The organism is Phormidium sp. CCY1219 (assembly GCF_035615515.1).
In the GTDB taxonomy this organism is placed as follows: Bacteria; Cyanobacteriota; Cyanobacteriia; order Cyanobacteriales; family Laspinemataceae; genus CCY1219.
Genome location: NZ_JAJENT010000550.1, coordinates 65,898 through 82,985 on the forward strand (window position 1 = coordinate 65,898; position 17,088 = coordinate 82,985).

The following is a 17,088-nucleotide window of genomic DNA, read 5'->3' on the forward strand; positions in this document are numbered from 1 at the left end:
CTATTTCAGTCCAGCCAATTTATATCGATTGGATTAGAACCTGCGGAAGGGAACAAAAATCCCACAGCCCATGCGACGTTTACCGCCCAATCCAATGGCTTGAAGCTGTAGGGAATGTTCCTCTGTTAAATCAATAATTTCCAGGCCAAATCCAACAACAGAATATTTTTTGATTTTGATGGCTTTCCGAGCGGGTTCTCCCTCGGCGTTAAGCGGAATAGCAAGGGTTCCTTGAATGCCAAGTTGTTCGAGTTGACGCTGGGCTGCTTCTAAAAAGGGTTCCGGATCTTGATATCCTTTAATGGTGACAATGCGCGATCGCAGTCGAGCCGCAGGTTGCAGCAATAGAATTTGGGGAATGTGGAGCCAAATATCGCTATTTCCAATCGTTAGCTTTTTACCGGCTAACAAACAAGCCAGATCCACGCGATCGGTAGAGAGGCGAATTCGCAATCGCGATCGCTCTGTTAGGGTGATTTTTCCTTGGCGATCTGGAATACCCATAATGGTTTCTATGCTTAGCCCGGGAATTCCATGAAGTTCTGGCACAAGATGAGAGATAGCAGCTAACAACCCATATCCGTGATCGGCGGGTAAACTTTCTCCAGTAATTCCAAAACTCAGTTCCACGTAGGGCGACTTACTGCCTTGTCTCGATGGTTGGTTTTCGTGAAGCGTCAGCATGATAAAGTTCTATTCAACTGTATAGTACAAGCGGTCATAGGCGGGTTTGCCACCTCTCAATGCCATTGAGAGTGGTGAAACCATAGAACTGATAGTGCGACAGAAGGTGTGCGATCGCTCTCCCTATCGATCGGAAATTACACTTGGGAGGTTCTGCCTTCAGATACCGCACAGGTAATAATGAACTCCAGGAGTTCCTCCTTACTGCGAGATTCCAAACGCGGATTAATTGGTTTGCAGCGATCCTCCCATTCTCGCGCCTTTGCCATTAGCCACTCAGGTTGAGGGCTGGATTTATCGGGGCATGGTCGATAGTTTTGTATGACTCGCACGTAAAATTCAGCCAAGCGGTTCGCATTCTGGTTAGCCTGCTCGCTGAGGTGTTGACCACAGCGACTGGCAAATTCCAATAACGGATCCCCATCCCGGGACGAACCCACTTCACCCGTGGAGGGTCTTGAGAGTTGTGGAGCCAATGGCTCCTTTTTATTTTGTTTCATAATTTTCTCCATTGTTAAATTTCGTGGACTCCGGTTAGCAAGCGCAGCCGGAGTTTTTTTGATTCTAGCACGCTTTTTTAGATTTTGGCTATGCCATTAACTAATTCCCTGAAAGTTAATCAGGGAATAGCTTTCAAACGCCTTACGGCATCACTGGTTCCTAGAAACTCTGAGAATGAGACTTCTAGAGTTTGGATATGCTTGCTCAACGCCGAGGGTGCTTGCACACCTGGGGCATCCAAGATAGCCAACAATTCATTGTACAAGATCTTAACCTCTTTCAACTGCTTCTCCAATTCCACGATAAGAACGATTCATCGCCTCAAGCTCCTCCCGTACCATGTCCACCAACTCTGGCGGGTCTTTCACCACTGCACTTTTCCCATATCCCAATACCCATCGCTTGACTTCGTTCATCCCGGAGACGACCATCCGCAAGGTCAAGGATCCATCAGCATGGTTCTCAATTTCTTGGGTAGAGTGCCAGTTGCGCTCTTCAATATAAGGCGCTGTCTGTGCATCGAACCAAATGACCACCTGTTTGGGCGAACCGCCGACTTCATGCTGAAAGACATACTGGAGATACTCTTTCACATCAAAATTTGGATCCGGCTCGAATTTCTCATCCAAAATCTTTAACTCCTTAATCCGATCTATGCGAAACGAACGGATTTCGCGGCGAAGATGGCAAAACCCAATTAAGTAGGTATTGGTTCCTCGATACAAATCCAGTAAATACGGATCGACAACTCGCTCAGACTCCTGCTTGCGACTGGCGGCAAAATAGCGCATCTTTACTTGTCGCGAAGTCTGACAAGCTTCTTCTAATTGATGCCAGATTTGCGGATCTAGGTTGGTTTGCGCTCCAGGACGTAACAGGATTTGCTGATTGGCAAGCTGTTGTAAATTGAAGTAGGTTTGTTCGGGCAATCGTTCGCTCAATCGCCCGATCGCAGATTGCAATTCTTCCGCATAGGGGGAACCCGCATAACATTCGAGCATTCTCGCTCCCAATGTCAAGGCAAGCAGTTCTCCCTGATTTAAAGGAATACTGGGCAAACGCCAGTTCGGATCGCTGTAATGATGGCCTTTTTGCCGGTTGTATTCCAAGGGTGCGGAGAAGCGATCGCGCAAAAACGCTAGGTCATTGCGAATCGTGCGAACGCTCACTTCCAGCGCTTTCGCAAGACTCGGCACCGTCTGTCGCTGTCTGGAACGCACCAAGTTATCTATTTGTAGTAATCGCTCTAAATGACGAGACATCACATCACAATTATGTTTCCTTTCAACTTATAAATCCATCTTACATACACTACCCGGCAAAAACCTTTCCGCCTTCCAAAAAAAAATCTTAAATTTTCCCTTACGGATTCATGCTTCGCAAAAAACTAGAGCGCGATCGCTGCACTCCACCTCTCAACCCGATCGCCCCAATTGCATCTCTCAAATTGCCAATCATTAACGGCTCGCGAAAAAAAAGGCAAGTGTGACACCTGCCCGCGAACCTAACCTATAGTTTTTTTAGAATCAATAACTTGAATTTGTTAAGCCAAACTTATCTTAAGACCGATTGATGCTCCAATAAAGGCATCGCCAAGTTGCACATCGCCTCGCGGCGGATAGTCCCAGAATTTACTGCGTCCCAGAGTGTCTGCAGAGCATCTAAATCGGTAGACTTGCATCCACCCTTGGCTATAATCTGGCGAATTAACGCTTCCGACTCTACACTGAGGCACCCTGTTTTAAACGCAGATTCTACAATCGCATGAATCATAACCCTCTATGCGTCCCTATGGTTTTAGAATCTATTTCCTACTATCCATCATCTGAACCGAAAACAGGCTGATAAAGATCCGAAAAATTTGTGATACTAAACACTAAAGACAAGTGATTTTAATCACGGCCCAGCGGAGGACAAGCAAAAGTGACGATCGCGCCAACAGAATATCAGCAACGACGACAAGCCTTAATGGAAAAAATCGGCCAGGGCACAGCCATCTTTCGCAGTGCGCCGATGGCGGTGATGCATAACGACGTCGAATATGCCTACCGCCAGGATAGCGACTTCTTCTATCTTACCGGATTCAACGAACCGAATGCGGTGGCCGTGTTTGCCCCCCATCACGAAGAGCACCAATTTGTGTTATTCGTGCAACCGAAAGACCCGGAAAAAGAAGTTTGGACCGGCTACCACGTGGGAGTGGAAGGGGCGAAAGAACGCTATGGCGCAGATGAAGCCTACCCGATCGCCGAACTGGATGAAAAACTGCCCCAATACCTGCAAAACGCCGATCGCATTTACTACCGCCTAGGACGCGATCGGGCATTCAACGACACCATCTTAAAACACTGGCAGCGCTTAATGAGAACCTATCCCAAGCGCGGCGTCGGACCAATCGCCATTCAAGACGCAGGAACCATCCTTCATCCCCTGCGACTGGTCAAAAGTCCCGCCGAACTCGAACTGATGCGAAAAGCGGCAGAAATCTCCGTCAAAGCGCACAATCATGCCCGGGAATTCGCTCAACCGGGACGCTACGAATACGAAATCCAAGCCGAAATGGAACATCTGTTCCGCCTGCATGGGGGCAACGGTTTCGCCTATCCCTCCATCGTCGCCTCCGGTTCGAATAGCTGCATTTTGCACTATATCGAAAACAATCGCCAACTGCAAGACAACGACCTAGTGCTCATCGATGCCGGCTGTTCCTACGGTTACTATAATGCCGATATCACCCGCACTTTTCCAGCCAATGGTACCTTTACCCCAGAACAAAAGACCATTTACGAAATTGTCTTGTCAGCGCAAAAGCAAGCGATCGCCCAAGTTCATCCCGGCAATCCTTACAACCAAATCCACGATACCGCCCTGCGCGTTATTGTCGAAGGATTGCTAGACCTTGGATTGCTCGCCGGGGACATCGACGAAATCATTAAGGAAGAAAAATACAAACCCTTCTACATGCACCGCACCGGTCATTGGTTAGGCTTGGACGTGCATGATGTGGGGGTGTATCAAAATGGCGAAGACCCGCAACCCTTGCAACCCGGAAACGTTCTCACAGTAGAACCGGGCATCTATATCGGGCCGGAAACCAAACCCGCCGAAGAACAGCCGGAAATTCCCGATCGCTGGCGCGGAATTGGGGTGCGAATCGAGGATGATGTGCTAGTTACCGCACAAGGCCATGAAGTTTTAACCGCCGGCGTACCGAAATAAAGTGCGACCTTTCCCGCGTTCCCAGGCTTCTGCCTGGGCCACCCTCCTCGAGGCTCCGCCTCCACTTGCCATCGGTGCGGTGCTGTGCGGTACTCAATCCGTGGGCAGCAACAGCAGGCATAAAATTAGCCCGCGTAGGCGGGCTTTCTTGGTTCGACGCGACTCATGTATCGCCACTGGATGTCATTCAAAATAAGGGCGAAAACGAGAATCGAAATGGTGTTTTTTTTGCGCGTTGCACGAGCGACAGAGAGTGTGCAGGTTAGCGATATCGTTGGAACCTCCCCGAGCGAGGGGAACAATGTGGTCTATAGTGAGTTCTACCTTCTGGCGAGTTTTGCCACAGCTTTGACACTGGTAGCCATCGCGCTGGAACACGTAGTTCCTCACTTCTGCGGGAATGCGAATGCGAGGGGTTTTCATGGGTGCTATTGTGGCGGGAGGGATTGCAGGGGAGAAATGTACATTTCGCCGAGGGGGGTCATATCGCGGGCGATCGCGGCATCTCTGGGTTGCCCGTTCTCGTCGTAGGCGCGATCGGACACAAAGCTCATGTCCATATCCAATCGCATCTGTGCCTGTCGCCATTCTTTCCCCGGTTCCAAAAACTCAATGGTAGGATATCCCAAGCGCGTCGGTTTGACAAAATCAGTCATTTCAGCGCAGGCGATTTGCACTTCTTCTTTCAGTTCTTTGAGAATACCATTCACTTGCCGGGGTTCGCGACAAATTAGATTCGTATCGGTTTGAATTACCGCGCTGTCGGGCAAGAGATAAGTAGGTATTTGTTTGGTCAAACAGTCGATTTGCTGCACCCTTTCTTCGCCGCGTATCTGCAAGGTGGCGATCGTCAGCAGACGAATCGTACCGCGATCCCATCCACCACTGGGTTGAATCGCCATTCCTCTGGATCCATCAATCAAACATTTGACATCATAGGAAATCCGCGTCACCGCCCATAACAGAATCGACAGCAGTTCCTCAAACAGAAAGGTCTGGCGATAAAATTTGTGGGTGGGAAGCTTGATTAAGGTATCGTTCGACAGAATACAGGTTTGGGTTCGAGTTTGAGATTGGGTCATAGCTGCAAGCAATAGGCGTTCTCAGATACAAGATACCGCTCCAAGGGCATTTTGAAGCGATGATATTGTAACCGTTTTAGACGATTTATCACCTTTCGTCCCGGTGGCGGGTTCTCCAGGCTGATTTTTCCCGGGGACGAGGCGTTCTCGGTACGCCCAAGCGCAAGGGTTGCGATCGCCCACCCCACCGCTGCACCCCCCAGGGGGCTTAACGATTCTCCTCGCGCTTCATCCACAAAATGTTATCCTGACCCCACTCGGGTTCCTCTTCCTCATCCGCCAGAAACTCCAAACTGACTTTCATGCGGATTTTTCCTTTTCGCCACCCTCTAGAACCAATTTTGAGCAGTTCCCCATTCACCCCAGTTTCCAAAAATTCTTTGGCGTAGGCGAGATCTAATTGTAATCCTTGCTGGCGTAAGGCATTCGAGATGGTATGGGGAAGTTGGTTTTGCCCGGTTACCGCGCCTCCCATGAGTTTGCGTAATTCGCCGACTTTAAACAATTTTCCCCGAAATGAGACCACATCATCATCGCAGCAGTCAGGGAGGATATTATTTTCTTCCATAAACATTCAAATCAGCCTGCGACCTTTTCGCAGATACCATACAACCCAGATACTCGATGAACCGTATTTTTCAATAGCAAAATGACTGATGCCCTGGAAAATTGTAGCGACAATTGTTAGTGAATCGCCCAGTGGGTGCCTTGTTTTTTTGCTTGCTGTAGCAGCATGGTCCGACCATGCTACTAACAATTGCTCATATTTATGGGTTTTCTTCTCTAATTTTCTGACGGATTTCATCCAGAGGGGATTCGGGTTCCGTGGGTTCTGCTTCAGTCGGACAAAATTCGATTGTCAGCCTCAATTTCCCTTTTTGCCAACCCTTAGCCCCAAACTTGAGAACTTCTCCTTTCACTCCCTCTAATGCCCATTTTGCTTTTTCTTCATTCCAATTTTGACGAGCCACATTGTCGGAATTTTTAATAATATTAATCGCAGCCTTTATTAGCTCTTCTACCTTGAAAGTAGTATGGGGAATTAGGATTTTTGAATCTTCCTGGATTGACAATATTTCTTCCTTGTGTAAAGGTTCATAATGGCGTTCACTCATTTGATTTCCTCCTGAAGTAATTTTGTGTTCGTTCTGGATTGTTGTAGGGTAAAGGGTTTCCAATCTGACAACCCATACAATTAGCTTCGATTTGAGGTGTAGCTTAAACCATAGAATTCAAGTTAATTGCAAATTATTAACTTATTGGTTCCATATTACCCTCGACTTTGCAGACAGATTGGATTGCGTTAACTATCCTATCATATTCCTACCATGTAACCCTCATATTTACAGTTGGGTTTTAACTGACTTTAGCTATGAGCCGGGAACTCAAAGTCCCCGGCTGCAACTAGACCAGGAATCTATTCAACAGCGGGAGAGAGGAGATTTTCCACCGCTTCCGCTTCCGTTTCCGCTTCTGTTGCTTCAATCGGCGAGAGTTCCGAGTCCACATCCACGATCGCCAACTGATAGCGATCCAACTCAAACGCCTGCAAGCACTCATTAATGCCCGTCACCGCTTCATTGTAACGGTCTATTTTCTCCTGTAACTGAGCTTGCATTTCCTGAGTTTGCTGGAGTTGTTCTTGCGCCTCTTTTTCCAAAGTATTTTCCAGATGAGAGCGGGCGCGGTTGTACTGTTGCAGAATCAATTCTTCCTGCTGTTTTGCCATTGGTAGCAGATGGGTTTTCAGGGTTTGGCTAACCGCTTGACGGAACGAACTTTTCACCGTATCCCGGACCTTCGGTTCAAAATCCAACTTGAGCAACTGACGAATTGCCGATTCTGCATCAATCATGCTACTACAGTCATAACTTTGAGAAGTTTGCTGCAAGACTTGACGGAATTGATAAATCGAAAACGTGCCTTCATCGTAAAAGCGGGGGCTTTCGCGCACGTAGCGATCGCACTCGGTACTCACTGCAGCGCGAATTGCCTGCTGCACCTGAGATTCCAACTGTTCAAACGCCTGCAAAATGCCCGCATCGCTGCCCACCAAGCGGCACAATTCCCGATAATAATCCTGGCGGCGAATTTGGTCAACTAAATAGGCAAAAAAGTTAGCGATCGCCCGTTGGGATTCAGCCGCCAAAACATTTTCCAACGCATTGGACAAATAATAAAACGCTTCCACTAAAATTGCCAGCAGAGGCGCGGTAGAATTGCGGGGATGACTGGCGGTAGCTTGCTGATACGCTTCTTCCACAGAAAACGTCTTGAGCAGCTCATCCAACTTAGTCACCATGCGCGCCGTCAGCTTGCGAAAATCCTCTTCAAACGTCTGACATTGATTTGTCACCACGCGATTCACTTCATCTTCCACATGGGCATTTAATGCGTCGCCCAACCGTCGCAACTCCTGATTCAAACTGGACAATCGCCGAGATTTCACCCCTTCAATCTCGCGAGGTTGGCTATCGATTTCGCGATATTGCTCCAGATAAAAATTATGCAGAGCCATGCAAGCCGGCTGCAAATCATTCGCCAGGTTTTCAAACAGTTGCGGGCGCTTTTCTTCCATCAAATAGCGCTTAATGCCGGTGCGAAATTCTTCAATCCCGCTATCCTTAATGAGCTGTTCGATTAAACTCGTCCCCCAGTTGCCGAGAATCCGCACGTAATTGTCATTTGGCGTTTCGTAGCTTTTCACCTCAATGCGGAATGCTGTGGGAGAAAGCTTTCCGGAATTGGAACAATAGCGGAGAAACTCATTAACAAATTGCGGAGTTTCTTCTTGGATGCCGCTGCTTTTCACGCTTTCGGTAAAAAGCGTATCCAAGCCGAAGCGATCGCCCCCACTGGTGTCCTTCACCTGACTGCCATAAAACCCCAATAAAGCGCTGGTTTGATAAAGGCGCTTTGTTTGGCGAAATTGGGTATTAATCAGTTCGTACAAGCGCTGCCGCAGTTGACCATTATACCAGGTTTCGTCGATGCGATTAAACACATAGAACACGCGATCGCGAATTCCGGGATTGCGCCGCATCTTTTCCAGCATTTGGGTTTCTTCCGTAGTCATATCCCCTTCCGAAGCCGGCTTGAGGACGCAAATCACCGCCGAAGTTTCCGGGTCTTCAATTTTGCGATAAGTCAATTCCGCATCGCGCTTCACCGGGGCATCAATTCCGGGCATATCGATAAGCACATTGCCATCTTCGAGTAACGGATGGTGACAGTAATACTCAATTTTCTTCAATACCGCGCTATTGCTACCGCGCCGCGCATAACTCGCCGCCTCGCTGAGGTTAGAGAAGTTAAACTGCTCCATCGGATAAACCGCATTGGTATTCGGATAAATGCGATCGCGATTTTCCTCCAACCCCTGTAGCAACAACAGCAGCGCTTTTGCTTGTTTCGCTTTTTCCGACTTACTTTCTCCCCCTTCTTTTTGGATAATCGTGTCGCCGCCCTGACGCAGCAGATCGATAACTTCCGGGTTTTGAATATTCACCTGGGTTTTCAATTCCAACTGCACCATCAGCTCTTGAACCTGCTTCTGGATTTCCGCCTCGCTGAGAAACGTCAGCACCACGCGCTCCTTGTCTGGGGCGGCGTATTCGATATAACATTCGGTGCCCGTAGCGTGACCCTCGGCGCTATAGAGCAACTCGCGTTCGAGCAATGCATTGATCAGCATTGATTTTCCCGCCGAGAAGGCACCGGCGAACACAATTTCGAACTTGGGGGAAATGGCTTTTCGCAGGGAAGCTTGAATCGGCGTGGGATCCTGCTGCACCCGTAAAGCCGATTCCTGATGTAGCAGATCTAGTAAAGAATCCACCCGATCTGGTAAAGTTTGACATTGCAATGGCGTTTGAGTCATGGTTGAAGTAACAAACAAAATCAATGAGGAACCCATATAACCAGTTTCTCATGTTTGAGAACCTGTGGCACAGTTCCAGAACATACATTTACCAGCGCTGGATGGATACAGAGTTCGTCTGGCGCTTGTGGATCCGCACCACCCGCCTCTGGGGGGGTATTGCGCCCGCGCCTTTTCCGTATCAGCGATATTTCCGAATTGTCAGACTGTTAGCGGAACTTCTGCCCCTGGGGGTGAAATGGCGCTAAAATGAGAGATTGGCAATTGTAAACAGGTCAGCGATCGGGGTGCGTCAGACGGTTCCCCTCGGGATTCCACCGGCTGGGTTGTGAGCTGACGCCCCTTTTTTTGAGGATTAATAAAATGTAACAAACCCCTTAACGGGATGGGATCTTAAATGAGTCGGCAGAGGAGATGGGCGAAAAAGAGGGATACGAATCTGCCAGAGGGAGGGAGAATTTTTCCCGGGAACTGAGGGGATAAGCACCCGGTTTATCGAGAGAGTTTTGCGGTGAGCCAGCGCGTTTGAAAGAGACGGAGAAAAGTGATGAAAATTAGGGGTTAAGATTGGGTATAATGTAATAATAGCTTGTCGAGTTCTTCGAGTTGAAAGGGTTTGCTGAGATAATCCGTTGCGCCAGCGGCGAGACAGCGATCGCGATCGCCCGACATCGCCATTGCCGTTACCACCACCACCGGTAGGGATTGCAACGGCTCTTCTTGTCGTAACTGCGAGACTAATTCCAAACCCGTGACTGGATTGGCGAGTTGGAGATCTAACAAAATCAGGTGAGGGTTAAAGGAATAAACCCGATCCAAAAAATCGCTGCCATAACCAATAATTTTAACCCGATGACCCATTGCGTCTAAATAATCGCGCAACAGAATTGTATTTGACTCATCATAATCCACGATTAAAATCCGCCGTTTGCTGGGGCACACTGGGGAAGTTTCTGGCAAGGAGAGTGAGTCGTTGGCGGAGGTAGGGGTGTAACCGGGAGGCAAGTCAGGCAGATAAATGGTAAATTCACTCCCTTGACCTGGAGTGGATTGAGCGCTGAGTTCTCCCCCATGTAAGTGTGCGAAATCCCGGGTGAGTGCCAATCCCAAGCCGGTGCCTTTCGTTTTCTGGTTGAGTTCGTTTTCGATTTGGCGAAATGCCTCGAACACCAGGGGTAATTGTTCCGGGGAGACGCCAATGCCGGTATCTGCAACGGTAAATTCAATGCCTTCGGGCTTTTTAGCCACAATCAGAGAGACGGTTCCTTTGGGGGTAAACTTAATGGCATTGGAGAGGAGATTGAGCAGCATTTGTTTGAGGCGGCGTTCGTCAGCGATGCAAATTTTCGCCTGCGGATCGATGTGAGTGGTGAGTTGCAACCCGCGTTCCGAAGCACGTTCTTGGATAATTTTCAAGCAGTAATGACATAACTCGGCAACTGGCACTTCCTTGAGTTGGAGTTCTTCCTTGCCGGCTTCGATTTTGGATAGATCCAAGATATCGTTAATCAGTTCGAGGAGGTGATCCCCGCTGGTTTTAATGCGGCTGACGTATTCTTTTTGCTTGGGATTGAGGGTGCCAAAAATTTCTCTCTGTAGCATTTGAGAGAGTCCTAAAATGGAATTTAAGGGGGTACGAATTTCGTGACTCATGTGAGCGAGGAATTCACTTTTGGCGCGATTTCTGGCTTCGGCAATATCGCGGGCGCGGGCGATCGCTTCGGTTTCTTTGCGATGGGTGATGTCACTGATAGAAAGCACAACCCCATCAATTTTTCTAGTAGGGTCAAGCAGGGGGGCGGCATTAATAGATAAAAACAGCTGAGTGCCGTTGGAATGGGCGATCGCATATTCCATGTCACATAACCCTTTGCGGCTCTCCATCACCGGGCAAAACGGCAATTCATTCACTGGAAATCCGGGGGGGTCGAGTCGATGCAGTTGCCAAATCGGATCGCGATAAGGGCGTCCGATAATTTGCGATCGCCGCAATCCGAGATGTTTTTCCGCTGCTCTATTTGCCAGGGTAATATACCCTTGGCGATCGAACACCAAAATCCCTTCTGCATTCGTTTCGATAATTGCTCGCAGCCGCTCTTGGTTGCTTTGCAGGTTCTCTTTCGAGGCTTGCAGCGCAGCGACATAATACCGAATTAACTGATACAAAATTACCGCCGTAATTGCTACATAAAAGCACCCTTTGACGGTCTGGAACCAACTCAAGTTTTCGATGCTTGAATGCCGAAATAGTCTAGTCAGAAGCTTATCGGAAAATAAAACCCATAGGGTTCCTAAAACGACATAAATTCCAACAATTCTAGCGGGGGTTAACTTAGGTTTAAGCGGCCATCTTAGCATGTTAGTTTGCCTAGGGGTTTGGTAGAAATTGCAAAAATCGGTCACCAGTGACGATTTGGGTTTAATTCTACTGTGAAAACTCCATAAATCAAGCTAGATTGATGTTAATCGTAAGTTTTTAAACCCTATCATTTTTTTTAAAAAAACACTCCACTCAAGGGAATTGGGGGAGCGATCGCGGATCAAAGCCGTGAATTTAGGGGGAACAGCCAGATTATAAAGCGATCGCTTCCCTTTGCGCCACCCAAAAACTGAAAAACCGCCGAGTTACCTCAAGCAACGCGACGGGGCGCAAGGGGGGCGAAGGCGATTAATGGGGCACAGACATAGAACTGGAGGGAGTGGGCGGAACTTCTGGAGTAGCCTCTGCTTTTTCTGCTAATAATTTGGGTTTTAAGTAAAGATTTTCCACCAACGCCGCCACTCCCGCCACCCAGGGCGGAACGATTAATGCGCCCACAATGCCCAACACCTGCACCCCGCCGATGACCGAGAGCAACTGATACAAGGGATGAACCCCCACCGAAGACCCCACCAACAAGGGATCGAGGACGTAAGTTTCGATATTCTGGACGATCGCAAATAAAATCAACACCCACAAAAACACCCATCCCCCTTGAGAAAGCGCCACGATCAGCGCCGGAATTGCCCCTAAAATCGGACCGAGAAACGGAATCAAATTTGTCAAGCCAGCGATCGCCCCCAACCCCAAGGCAAAATCTCCCAATCCCAAAAAGCTCAGCCCTACACTTGTCGCGACAGCCAATACCACCGAAACCACCAAACGTCCTCGGATGTAGCCGCCCATGCGCTGCGTCACCGGCAACACCTGCGCCTCTAAGCGCTCGTCCCAAGGTTTGGGAAACAACTGCACCAAACTTTTAATCAGGGTGCGACTATCCGCGAGCATGTAGCCAGAAATAAAAATCGCCAAAATCAGCGTCACCACCCCGCCCACAAACCCTCGAGTCAGCCCGTAAGAGCGCAACAAAAGCTGTTGTGACGAACCGAGCAGCCATCGCGTCACCGACTGGGTATCGAAAAACTGACGCACGAACTCCGGCGGCGTATCGTTCAATCGCGCCGCTAAATCCTCCGCAATTAAGCGCACGGTTTCTAAGTAGGTGGGTAACTGGCGCACCAAACGCTGAATTTGATCCAGCGCCGTCGGACCGATGAGCAACGCGATTCCCATCAAGGCGGCGATCGAACTCAAATAAGCCACAATCGTCGCAATCCAACGCGACACCCCTAACTTATGCCCCCAATCCACCACTGGTGCGATCGATGCCGCCAGCACCACCGCCACCATCAAGGTAATCAGCAAACTGCGAAGCTGCCACAACAGAACCAGCAGCAAGCCCATTCCCACAAAAATGAGCAAATTGGTTAAAGCAATCGTAATCCGTTGGGTTGACATAAGGCACGGAACTGACGGTTGATTGTATGTAGGTTAACTGGTGTTGAATTCGGTTCGAGTATGAGTTGGGGACCGCTGTGGTTAGGGTTGCACGAGGGCGATCGCAGCGGTGGGAGATTTAATCTGCACTCCGCCATCGTGCTAGCTGCGGTGCCAATTCGTCACCCCTCCCGGTTTATCGATTAAAGTAATGCCTTGGGCTTGCAATTCGTCGCGGATGCGATCGGCTTCGGCAAAGTTTTTGGCTTTGCGTGCAGCTTGGCGTTGCGCGATCGCCGCTTCAATCTCTGCATCGCTTAACCCCTCGGTTTCCTGGGCTTCCCCTTCTTCCTCTGGCCACACTTCCAAGCCCAACACCGTCGCCAGTTTCACTAACGTGAGCCACTGCTGCTGTAACAGCGCCGAGTCCGTTTCGGTTTTGCCCTCATGCACCAGGATATTCCCCTCCCGGCGCAACTCTTTCGCCAGTTCAAACAACACCGCCAACGCCCCCGGGGTATTCACATCGTCATCCATCGCCGCATTAAAGCGTTGCACCGCCTCGGGGATGAGTTCGCCAGACATCGGCGCAACGGTGTCCCAGCCCAGTTTTGAGCCGCATTCATCGGCAAAGCGCAACCCGTCTTTCAGAGTATGCCAGCCATTTTCCGCGCTGGCGATCGCCTCCTCGGTAAAATCCAGGGGTTTGCGATACTGCGCCTGCAACACAAACAAGCGCAGCGCCATCGGTTCTACCGGCTTATCCAACAACTCGCGAATGGTAGTAAAATTCCCCAACGATTTGGACATTTTTTCCCCATTCACCGTCACCATGCCATTGTGCAGCCAATATTTCGCCAAGGGTTTCCCCGTCGCCGCCTCAGATTGGGCGATTTCATTTTCGTGGTGGGGGAACACCAAGTCCGCACCCCCCACGTGAATATCGATGCTCTCCCCTAACTGTTCGCGCACCATTGCCGAACATTCGATATGCCATCCCGGACGCCCCTCGCCCCACGGCGACTCCCACGCCGGTTCTCCCGGTTTCGCCTTTTTCCATAAGGCAAAATCAAACGGGTCTTGCTTCTTCTGCGCTTCCTCGTCCTGTCGTTCCACGCGACCGCTGGCTCCCGCTTGCAGGTCGTCGAGTTGTCGTCCCGAGAGTTTTCCGTACTCGGGAAACTGCCGGACTTTGTAATACACATCACCCGATGCGGCGTAGGCATAGCCTTTTTGCTCCAACTCGTGAATCAGGCGTTTGATGCCATTCAGGGTATGGGTGGCACGGGGATATTCGTCCGCTTCCAAGACGTTTAACCGCGCCATATCTTCAAAATAGGCTTGAGTGTAGCGATCGGCCACCTCCTGCATCGAGCTGCCCTCGGTACGCGCCCGATTGAGAATCTTATCGTCAATATCGGTAAAATTCTGCACGTAGCGCACTTCATACCCGCGCCATTGCAGATAGCGCCGCACCGTATCCCAGATAATATAGGAGCGAGCGTGACCCAAGTGGCAGTAATCGTACACCGTAACGCCACAGCAATACATCCGCACCTTGCCCGGATTGACTGGCTCAAACGGTTGTTGACTTCGGGTGAGGGTGTTGTAAAGCGTTAAGGTCATAAAATCGGTTTCTTCCCCTACGGTAAGCGCGAATATGTTCTCTGAAGTTGCTTTTCTCCCGGGGGATGGGTTTCCCCGATCGCTGGGAGAGGTTTTCTATTCTATCGTTCATAATGACATGATTTGCACTCCCCCTTCGAGGGGATTGGTGGAAATTCGCCCGCCCTCGGCGATCGCCTCTCTACTTCACCTCACTCGAACTCATGTCATTCACCGCCGTTCGCGCGCCATCTCGCCTGAGGATGCTCGAAGTTAATTGCATCGGAACTCCTGCATTAGGGGCAACCCCCGCCAGAGATTAAAGTCTCCACCCTCATGGAGGGAGGGGTTGCTTCAGAGGAGTAAGAAGCTTGTGGGGGAAGGCTTTGAGGGGTCTGGCGAGGAGTTTCGCGAGGCGGGGAAGAGAGGAACCCAAAGCGCGCGCGATCGGGTGATTGGGCGGGGACAAGATGTCAGCGAAACGGGTGCGATCGCCCCCAGGAAAACATCGGGAAGCATCCGGTGACGCCCTATTCTTTGACTTCTCGTCGCCGATTGAAGGGGGGCGATACGCCGCCAAGAGAACCCAGTGGTGGGGGTAATATTCCTACCTCTGCGTCATTCTCGCTTCCAATTCGCAATATTTAGGTGCCGCGCGCTTCGCGCTTGAGAAAAAAAATACCCCCCAAATCGGGGGGTAAATCATTCCTGAAGTTGTTAAGGATTGACACTAAGCGGCTGAAAGCCGTACAACTGGAGTTATGGATAAAATTTGATTAGTGAGCCACAACTGGAACGGTTTGAAGCTCGCCCACCAAGCGGCTTAACATCGAACGCTGGCGTTTTTGCGTCTTCACTTGCCGATTCATCATCAAGTTGCGGGCTTTTTCCGGGGCAGATACCGTAGCTGCCTCGGCAGTTCCATTCGCCACCGGAGCACCTCGATATTTCAGCTCAACGGTGGTTTGATGAACCGGTTGCTTTTGAGTATTGCAGAATTTCCAGTCTAACCCGCGATATTTTCCACCCAGTTCGACTTCAGTGACCTCAACGGTGGGGGGAGTGTATTCGTAGGTGGTTCCGCGATAAGAAAGTTTCATAGTTTCGCCTCCTAATAAGACATCGTTGTGATTTGCGAGGCGCGTTCCTTCGGGAGTTTTCCCTACTTCCGTCCCTCGGATGTCTCTACGTTAGGTTCTAGGCGAGACCCTTTAGAGGGATGAACGATTTACTTTCTGTATTCATTGTTACCGTTTTTCTGGAAAATGTCAAGGGTTTTTACAAAACTTTACAAAAAATCTGCGCCGCATCCCCCGCCAAGGCCCTCCGTCCCCCCGAAACCCCTTACGGGGAAAGGGAGTCATCTGAGGTGGCGAGATATTGCCATAACTCAGATGTAATGCCACAGGAGAAGGAACAATATGCAAACTCGAGGGATTGCCAGTGTTGTGTTCGGAATGATGACGGTTCTGGTGGGGTCTGCTTTCCCCACTGCGGCAATGGATCCACAGCGATCGGCGGTTCCCCATTCGCCGATGCCTTTCGCGATCGCGCAGATGCCGGGGTCTTCCCTGGCATTTTTCTGGGGGAAAGATGACCCGCCGAGTACGGTGGAAGGACGCTGGCGGATTACTGAGGGGACAACACCTGAAGGGGAGGACTATACCGGCACGATCGAGATGGAGGCGATTGGCGATCGCGCCGATAACCTCTATCAACTGTCTTGGAATACCTCGGAAGGCAATTACCGGGGACTGGGGTTCTATGAAGATGGGCGCTTGTTGGTGGGATCCGGACGCGAGGACGGGATTTACGGCGTGGCGCTTTACCGAATTGAAGACGATGGCACCCTAGCGGGCAAGTGGAGTTTGTCCACCGCCCAGGGGGCAGTGGGGACGGAAATTGCCACCGGGGCTAGATCCGGGGACGTGGCGGGGGAATATCGCACGGAAAGTACGGATCCCGGAGAGGCGGAGTCTAGCTTTACCGGCAGGTTAACGATTAGCCGATTGGACGATACCTATCGCTTGGTATGGCGGGTGGATGAGGACACCTATCGCGGGATTGGTCTGCGATCGGGGGATTGGTTGATTGTCGGTTGGGGGCCAGGGGATGACTTTGCGGTGGCGGAGTACGAGTTTGACGGGAATGAGGCCACCGGTCGCACGGCGGTGTCGGGCAGTGTTAATGTAGGGGAGGAGGTGCGAATCGTTCCCGCCAAAGTCAAGGTTGAAATACCGAAAACGTAAGCGGGGCAAGGAATCTAAGGCTTAAAAGCCGAGGAACCTTGACAACTGTCATCTGGTTGCTAAGGAGGAGGGAAGCGGCCTAGACCGTAACCAAATCTGAGGTCAGCAGGC

16 protein-coding genes and 1 riboswitch are annotated in these 17,088 nt (G+C 50.2%); of the genes, 4 read left to right on the forward strand and 12 right to left on the reverse strand.

The window, feature by feature from the left end; all coding sequences use genetic code 11:
- Positions 1–33: 33 nt before the first annotated feature.
- The 3 genes from cas6 to LKK83_RS15185 form a co-directional block, all read right to left on the reverse strand.
- A complete protein-coding gene (gene cas6 / locus LKK83_RS15175) occupies positions 34–684 on the reverse strand; it encodes a type I-MYXAN CRISPR-associated protein Cas6/Cmx6 (RefSeq protein ID WP_324632045.1) in 651 nt (216 codons plus the stop codon).
- Positions 685–821: 137 nt separating this feature from the next.
- The gene (locus tag LKK83_RS15180) at positions 822–1,184 is read right to left on the reverse strand and encodes a hypothetical protein (RefSeq protein ID WP_324632046.1); all 363 of its coding nucleotides are present in this window, start codon (positions 1,182–1,184) and stop codon (positions 822–824) included.
- A gap of 270 nt (positions 1,185–1,454) precedes the next feature.
- The gene (locus LKK83_RS15185; RefSeq protein WP_324632047.1) at positions 1,455–2,447 is read right to left on the reverse strand and encodes a helix-turn-helix transcriptional regulator; all 993 of its coding nucleotides are present in this window, start codon (positions 2,445–2,447) and stop codon (positions 1,455–1,457) included.
- A 661-nt stretch (positions 2,448–3,108) separates the two neighbouring features.
- On the opposite strand from LKK83_RS15185, the gene LKK83_RS15190 reads away from it, so the two are divergent.
- Positions 3,109–4,404: an aminopeptidase P N-terminal domain-containing protein gene (locus LKK83_RS15190; protein ID WP_442957319.1), complete on the forward strand. Its 1,296-nt coding sequence runs from the start codon at positions 3,109–3,111 to the stop codon at positions 4,402–4,404.
- Between the two features lie 183 nt (positions 4,405–4,587).
- Here LKK83_RS15190 and LKK83_RS15195 read toward each other — a convergent pair whose 3' ends face one another.
- From LKK83_RS15195 to LKK83_RS15215, 5 genes are all read right to left on the reverse strand, one after another.
- Positions 4,588–4,827, reverse strand: a complete 240-nt coding sequence (locus LKK83_RS15195) for an HNH endonuclease (protein ID WP_324632048.1) — start codon at positions 4,825–4,827, stop codon at positions 4,588–4,590.
- Between the two features lie 5 nt (positions 4,828–4,832).
- Positions 4,833–5,486: a hypothetical protein gene (locus LKK83_RS15200; protein WP_324632049.1), complete on the reverse strand. Its 654-nt coding sequence runs from the start codon at positions 5,484–5,486 to the stop codon at positions 4,833–4,835.
- A gap of 208 nt (positions 5,487–5,694) precedes the next feature.
- Positions 5,695–6,060, reverse strand: coding sequence for a KGK domain-containing protein (locus LKK83_RS15205; protein ID WP_324632050.1), 366 nt, complete (start codon positions 6,058–6,060; stop codon positions 5,695–5,697).
- Between the two features lie 193 nt (positions 6,061–6,253).
- On the reverse strand, positions 6,254–6,601 hold the full coding sequence (locus LKK83_RS15210; protein ID WP_324632051.1) for a KGK domain-containing protein: 348 nt from the start codon (positions 6,599–6,601) through the stop codon (positions 6,254–6,256).
- A gap of 302 nt (positions 6,602–6,903) precedes the next feature.
- Complete coding sequence (locus LKK83_RS15215; RefSeq protein WP_324632052.1) at positions 6,904–9,366, reverse strand: dynamin-like GTPase family protein; 2,463 nt, start codon at positions 9,364–9,366, stop codon at positions 6,904–6,906.
- A gap of 23 nt (positions 9,367–9,389) precedes the next feature.
- Here LKK83_RS15215 and LKK83_RS15220 point away from each other — a divergent pair, with 23 nt between their 5' ends.
- Positions 9,390–9,614, forward strand: coding sequence for a hypothetical protein (locus LKK83_RS15220; protein ID WP_324632053.1), 225 nt, complete (start codon positions 9,390–9,392; stop codon positions 9,612–9,614).
- A 313-nt stretch (positions 9,615–9,927) separates the two neighbouring features.
- Here the strand turns inward: LKK83_RS15220 and LKK83_RS15225 are convergent, their stop codons facing one another.
- From LKK83_RS15225 to cysS, 3 genes are all read right to left on the reverse strand, one after another.
- Positions 9,928–11,589 (reverse strand): hybrid sensor histidine kinase/response regulator, encoded by a 1,662-nt coding sequence (locus LKK83_RS15225; protein ID WP_324632054.1) that lies wholly within the window; start codon positions 11,587–11,589, stop codon positions 9,928–9,930.
- A 445-nt stretch (positions 11,590–12,034) separates the two neighbouring features.
- Positions 12,035–13,144, reverse strand: coding sequence for an AI-2E family transporter (locus LKK83_RS15230; protein ID WP_324632055.1), 1,110 nt, complete (start codon positions 13,142–13,144; stop codon positions 12,035–12,037).
- A 141-nt stretch (positions 13,145–13,285) separates the two neighbouring features.
- Entirely contained in the window at positions 13,286–14,749 is a 1,464-nt protein-coding gene (cysS, locus tag LKK83_RS15235; RefSeq protein ID WP_324632056.1) for a cysteine--tRNA ligase, read from the reverse strand.
- Between the two features lie 352 nt (positions 14,750–15,101).
- Here cysS and LKK83_RS15240 point away from each other — a divergent pair, with 352 nt between their 5' ends.
- A complete protein-coding gene (locus LKK83_RS15240) occupies positions 15,102–15,254 on the forward strand; it encodes a hypothetical protein (RefSeq protein WP_324632057.1) in 153 nt (50 codons plus the stop codon).
- A 250-nt stretch (positions 15,255–15,504) separates the two neighbouring features.
- Here the strand turns inward: LKK83_RS15240 and LKK83_RS15245 are convergent, their stop codons facing one another.
- A complete protein-coding gene (locus LKK83_RS15245) occupies positions 15,505–15,828 on the reverse strand; it encodes a DUF4278 domain-containing protein (protein WP_324632058.1) in 324 nt (107 codons plus the stop codon).
- A 38-nt stretch (positions 15,829–15,866) separates the two neighbouring features.
- Positions 15,867–15,956, reverse strand: a riboswitch (Glutamine riboswitch).
- Between the two features lie 193 nt (positions 15,957–16,149).
- Here LKK83_RS15245 and LKK83_RS15250 point away from each other — a divergent pair.
- Positions 16,150–16,977 carry a hypothetical protein gene (locus LKK83_RS15250; protein WP_324632059.1) on the forward strand — a complete coding sequence of 276 codons (828 nt, stop codon included), beginning with the start codon at positions 16,150–16,152 and terminating at the stop codon, positions 16,975–16,977.
- Positions 16,978–17,088: the final 111 nt, after the last annotated feature.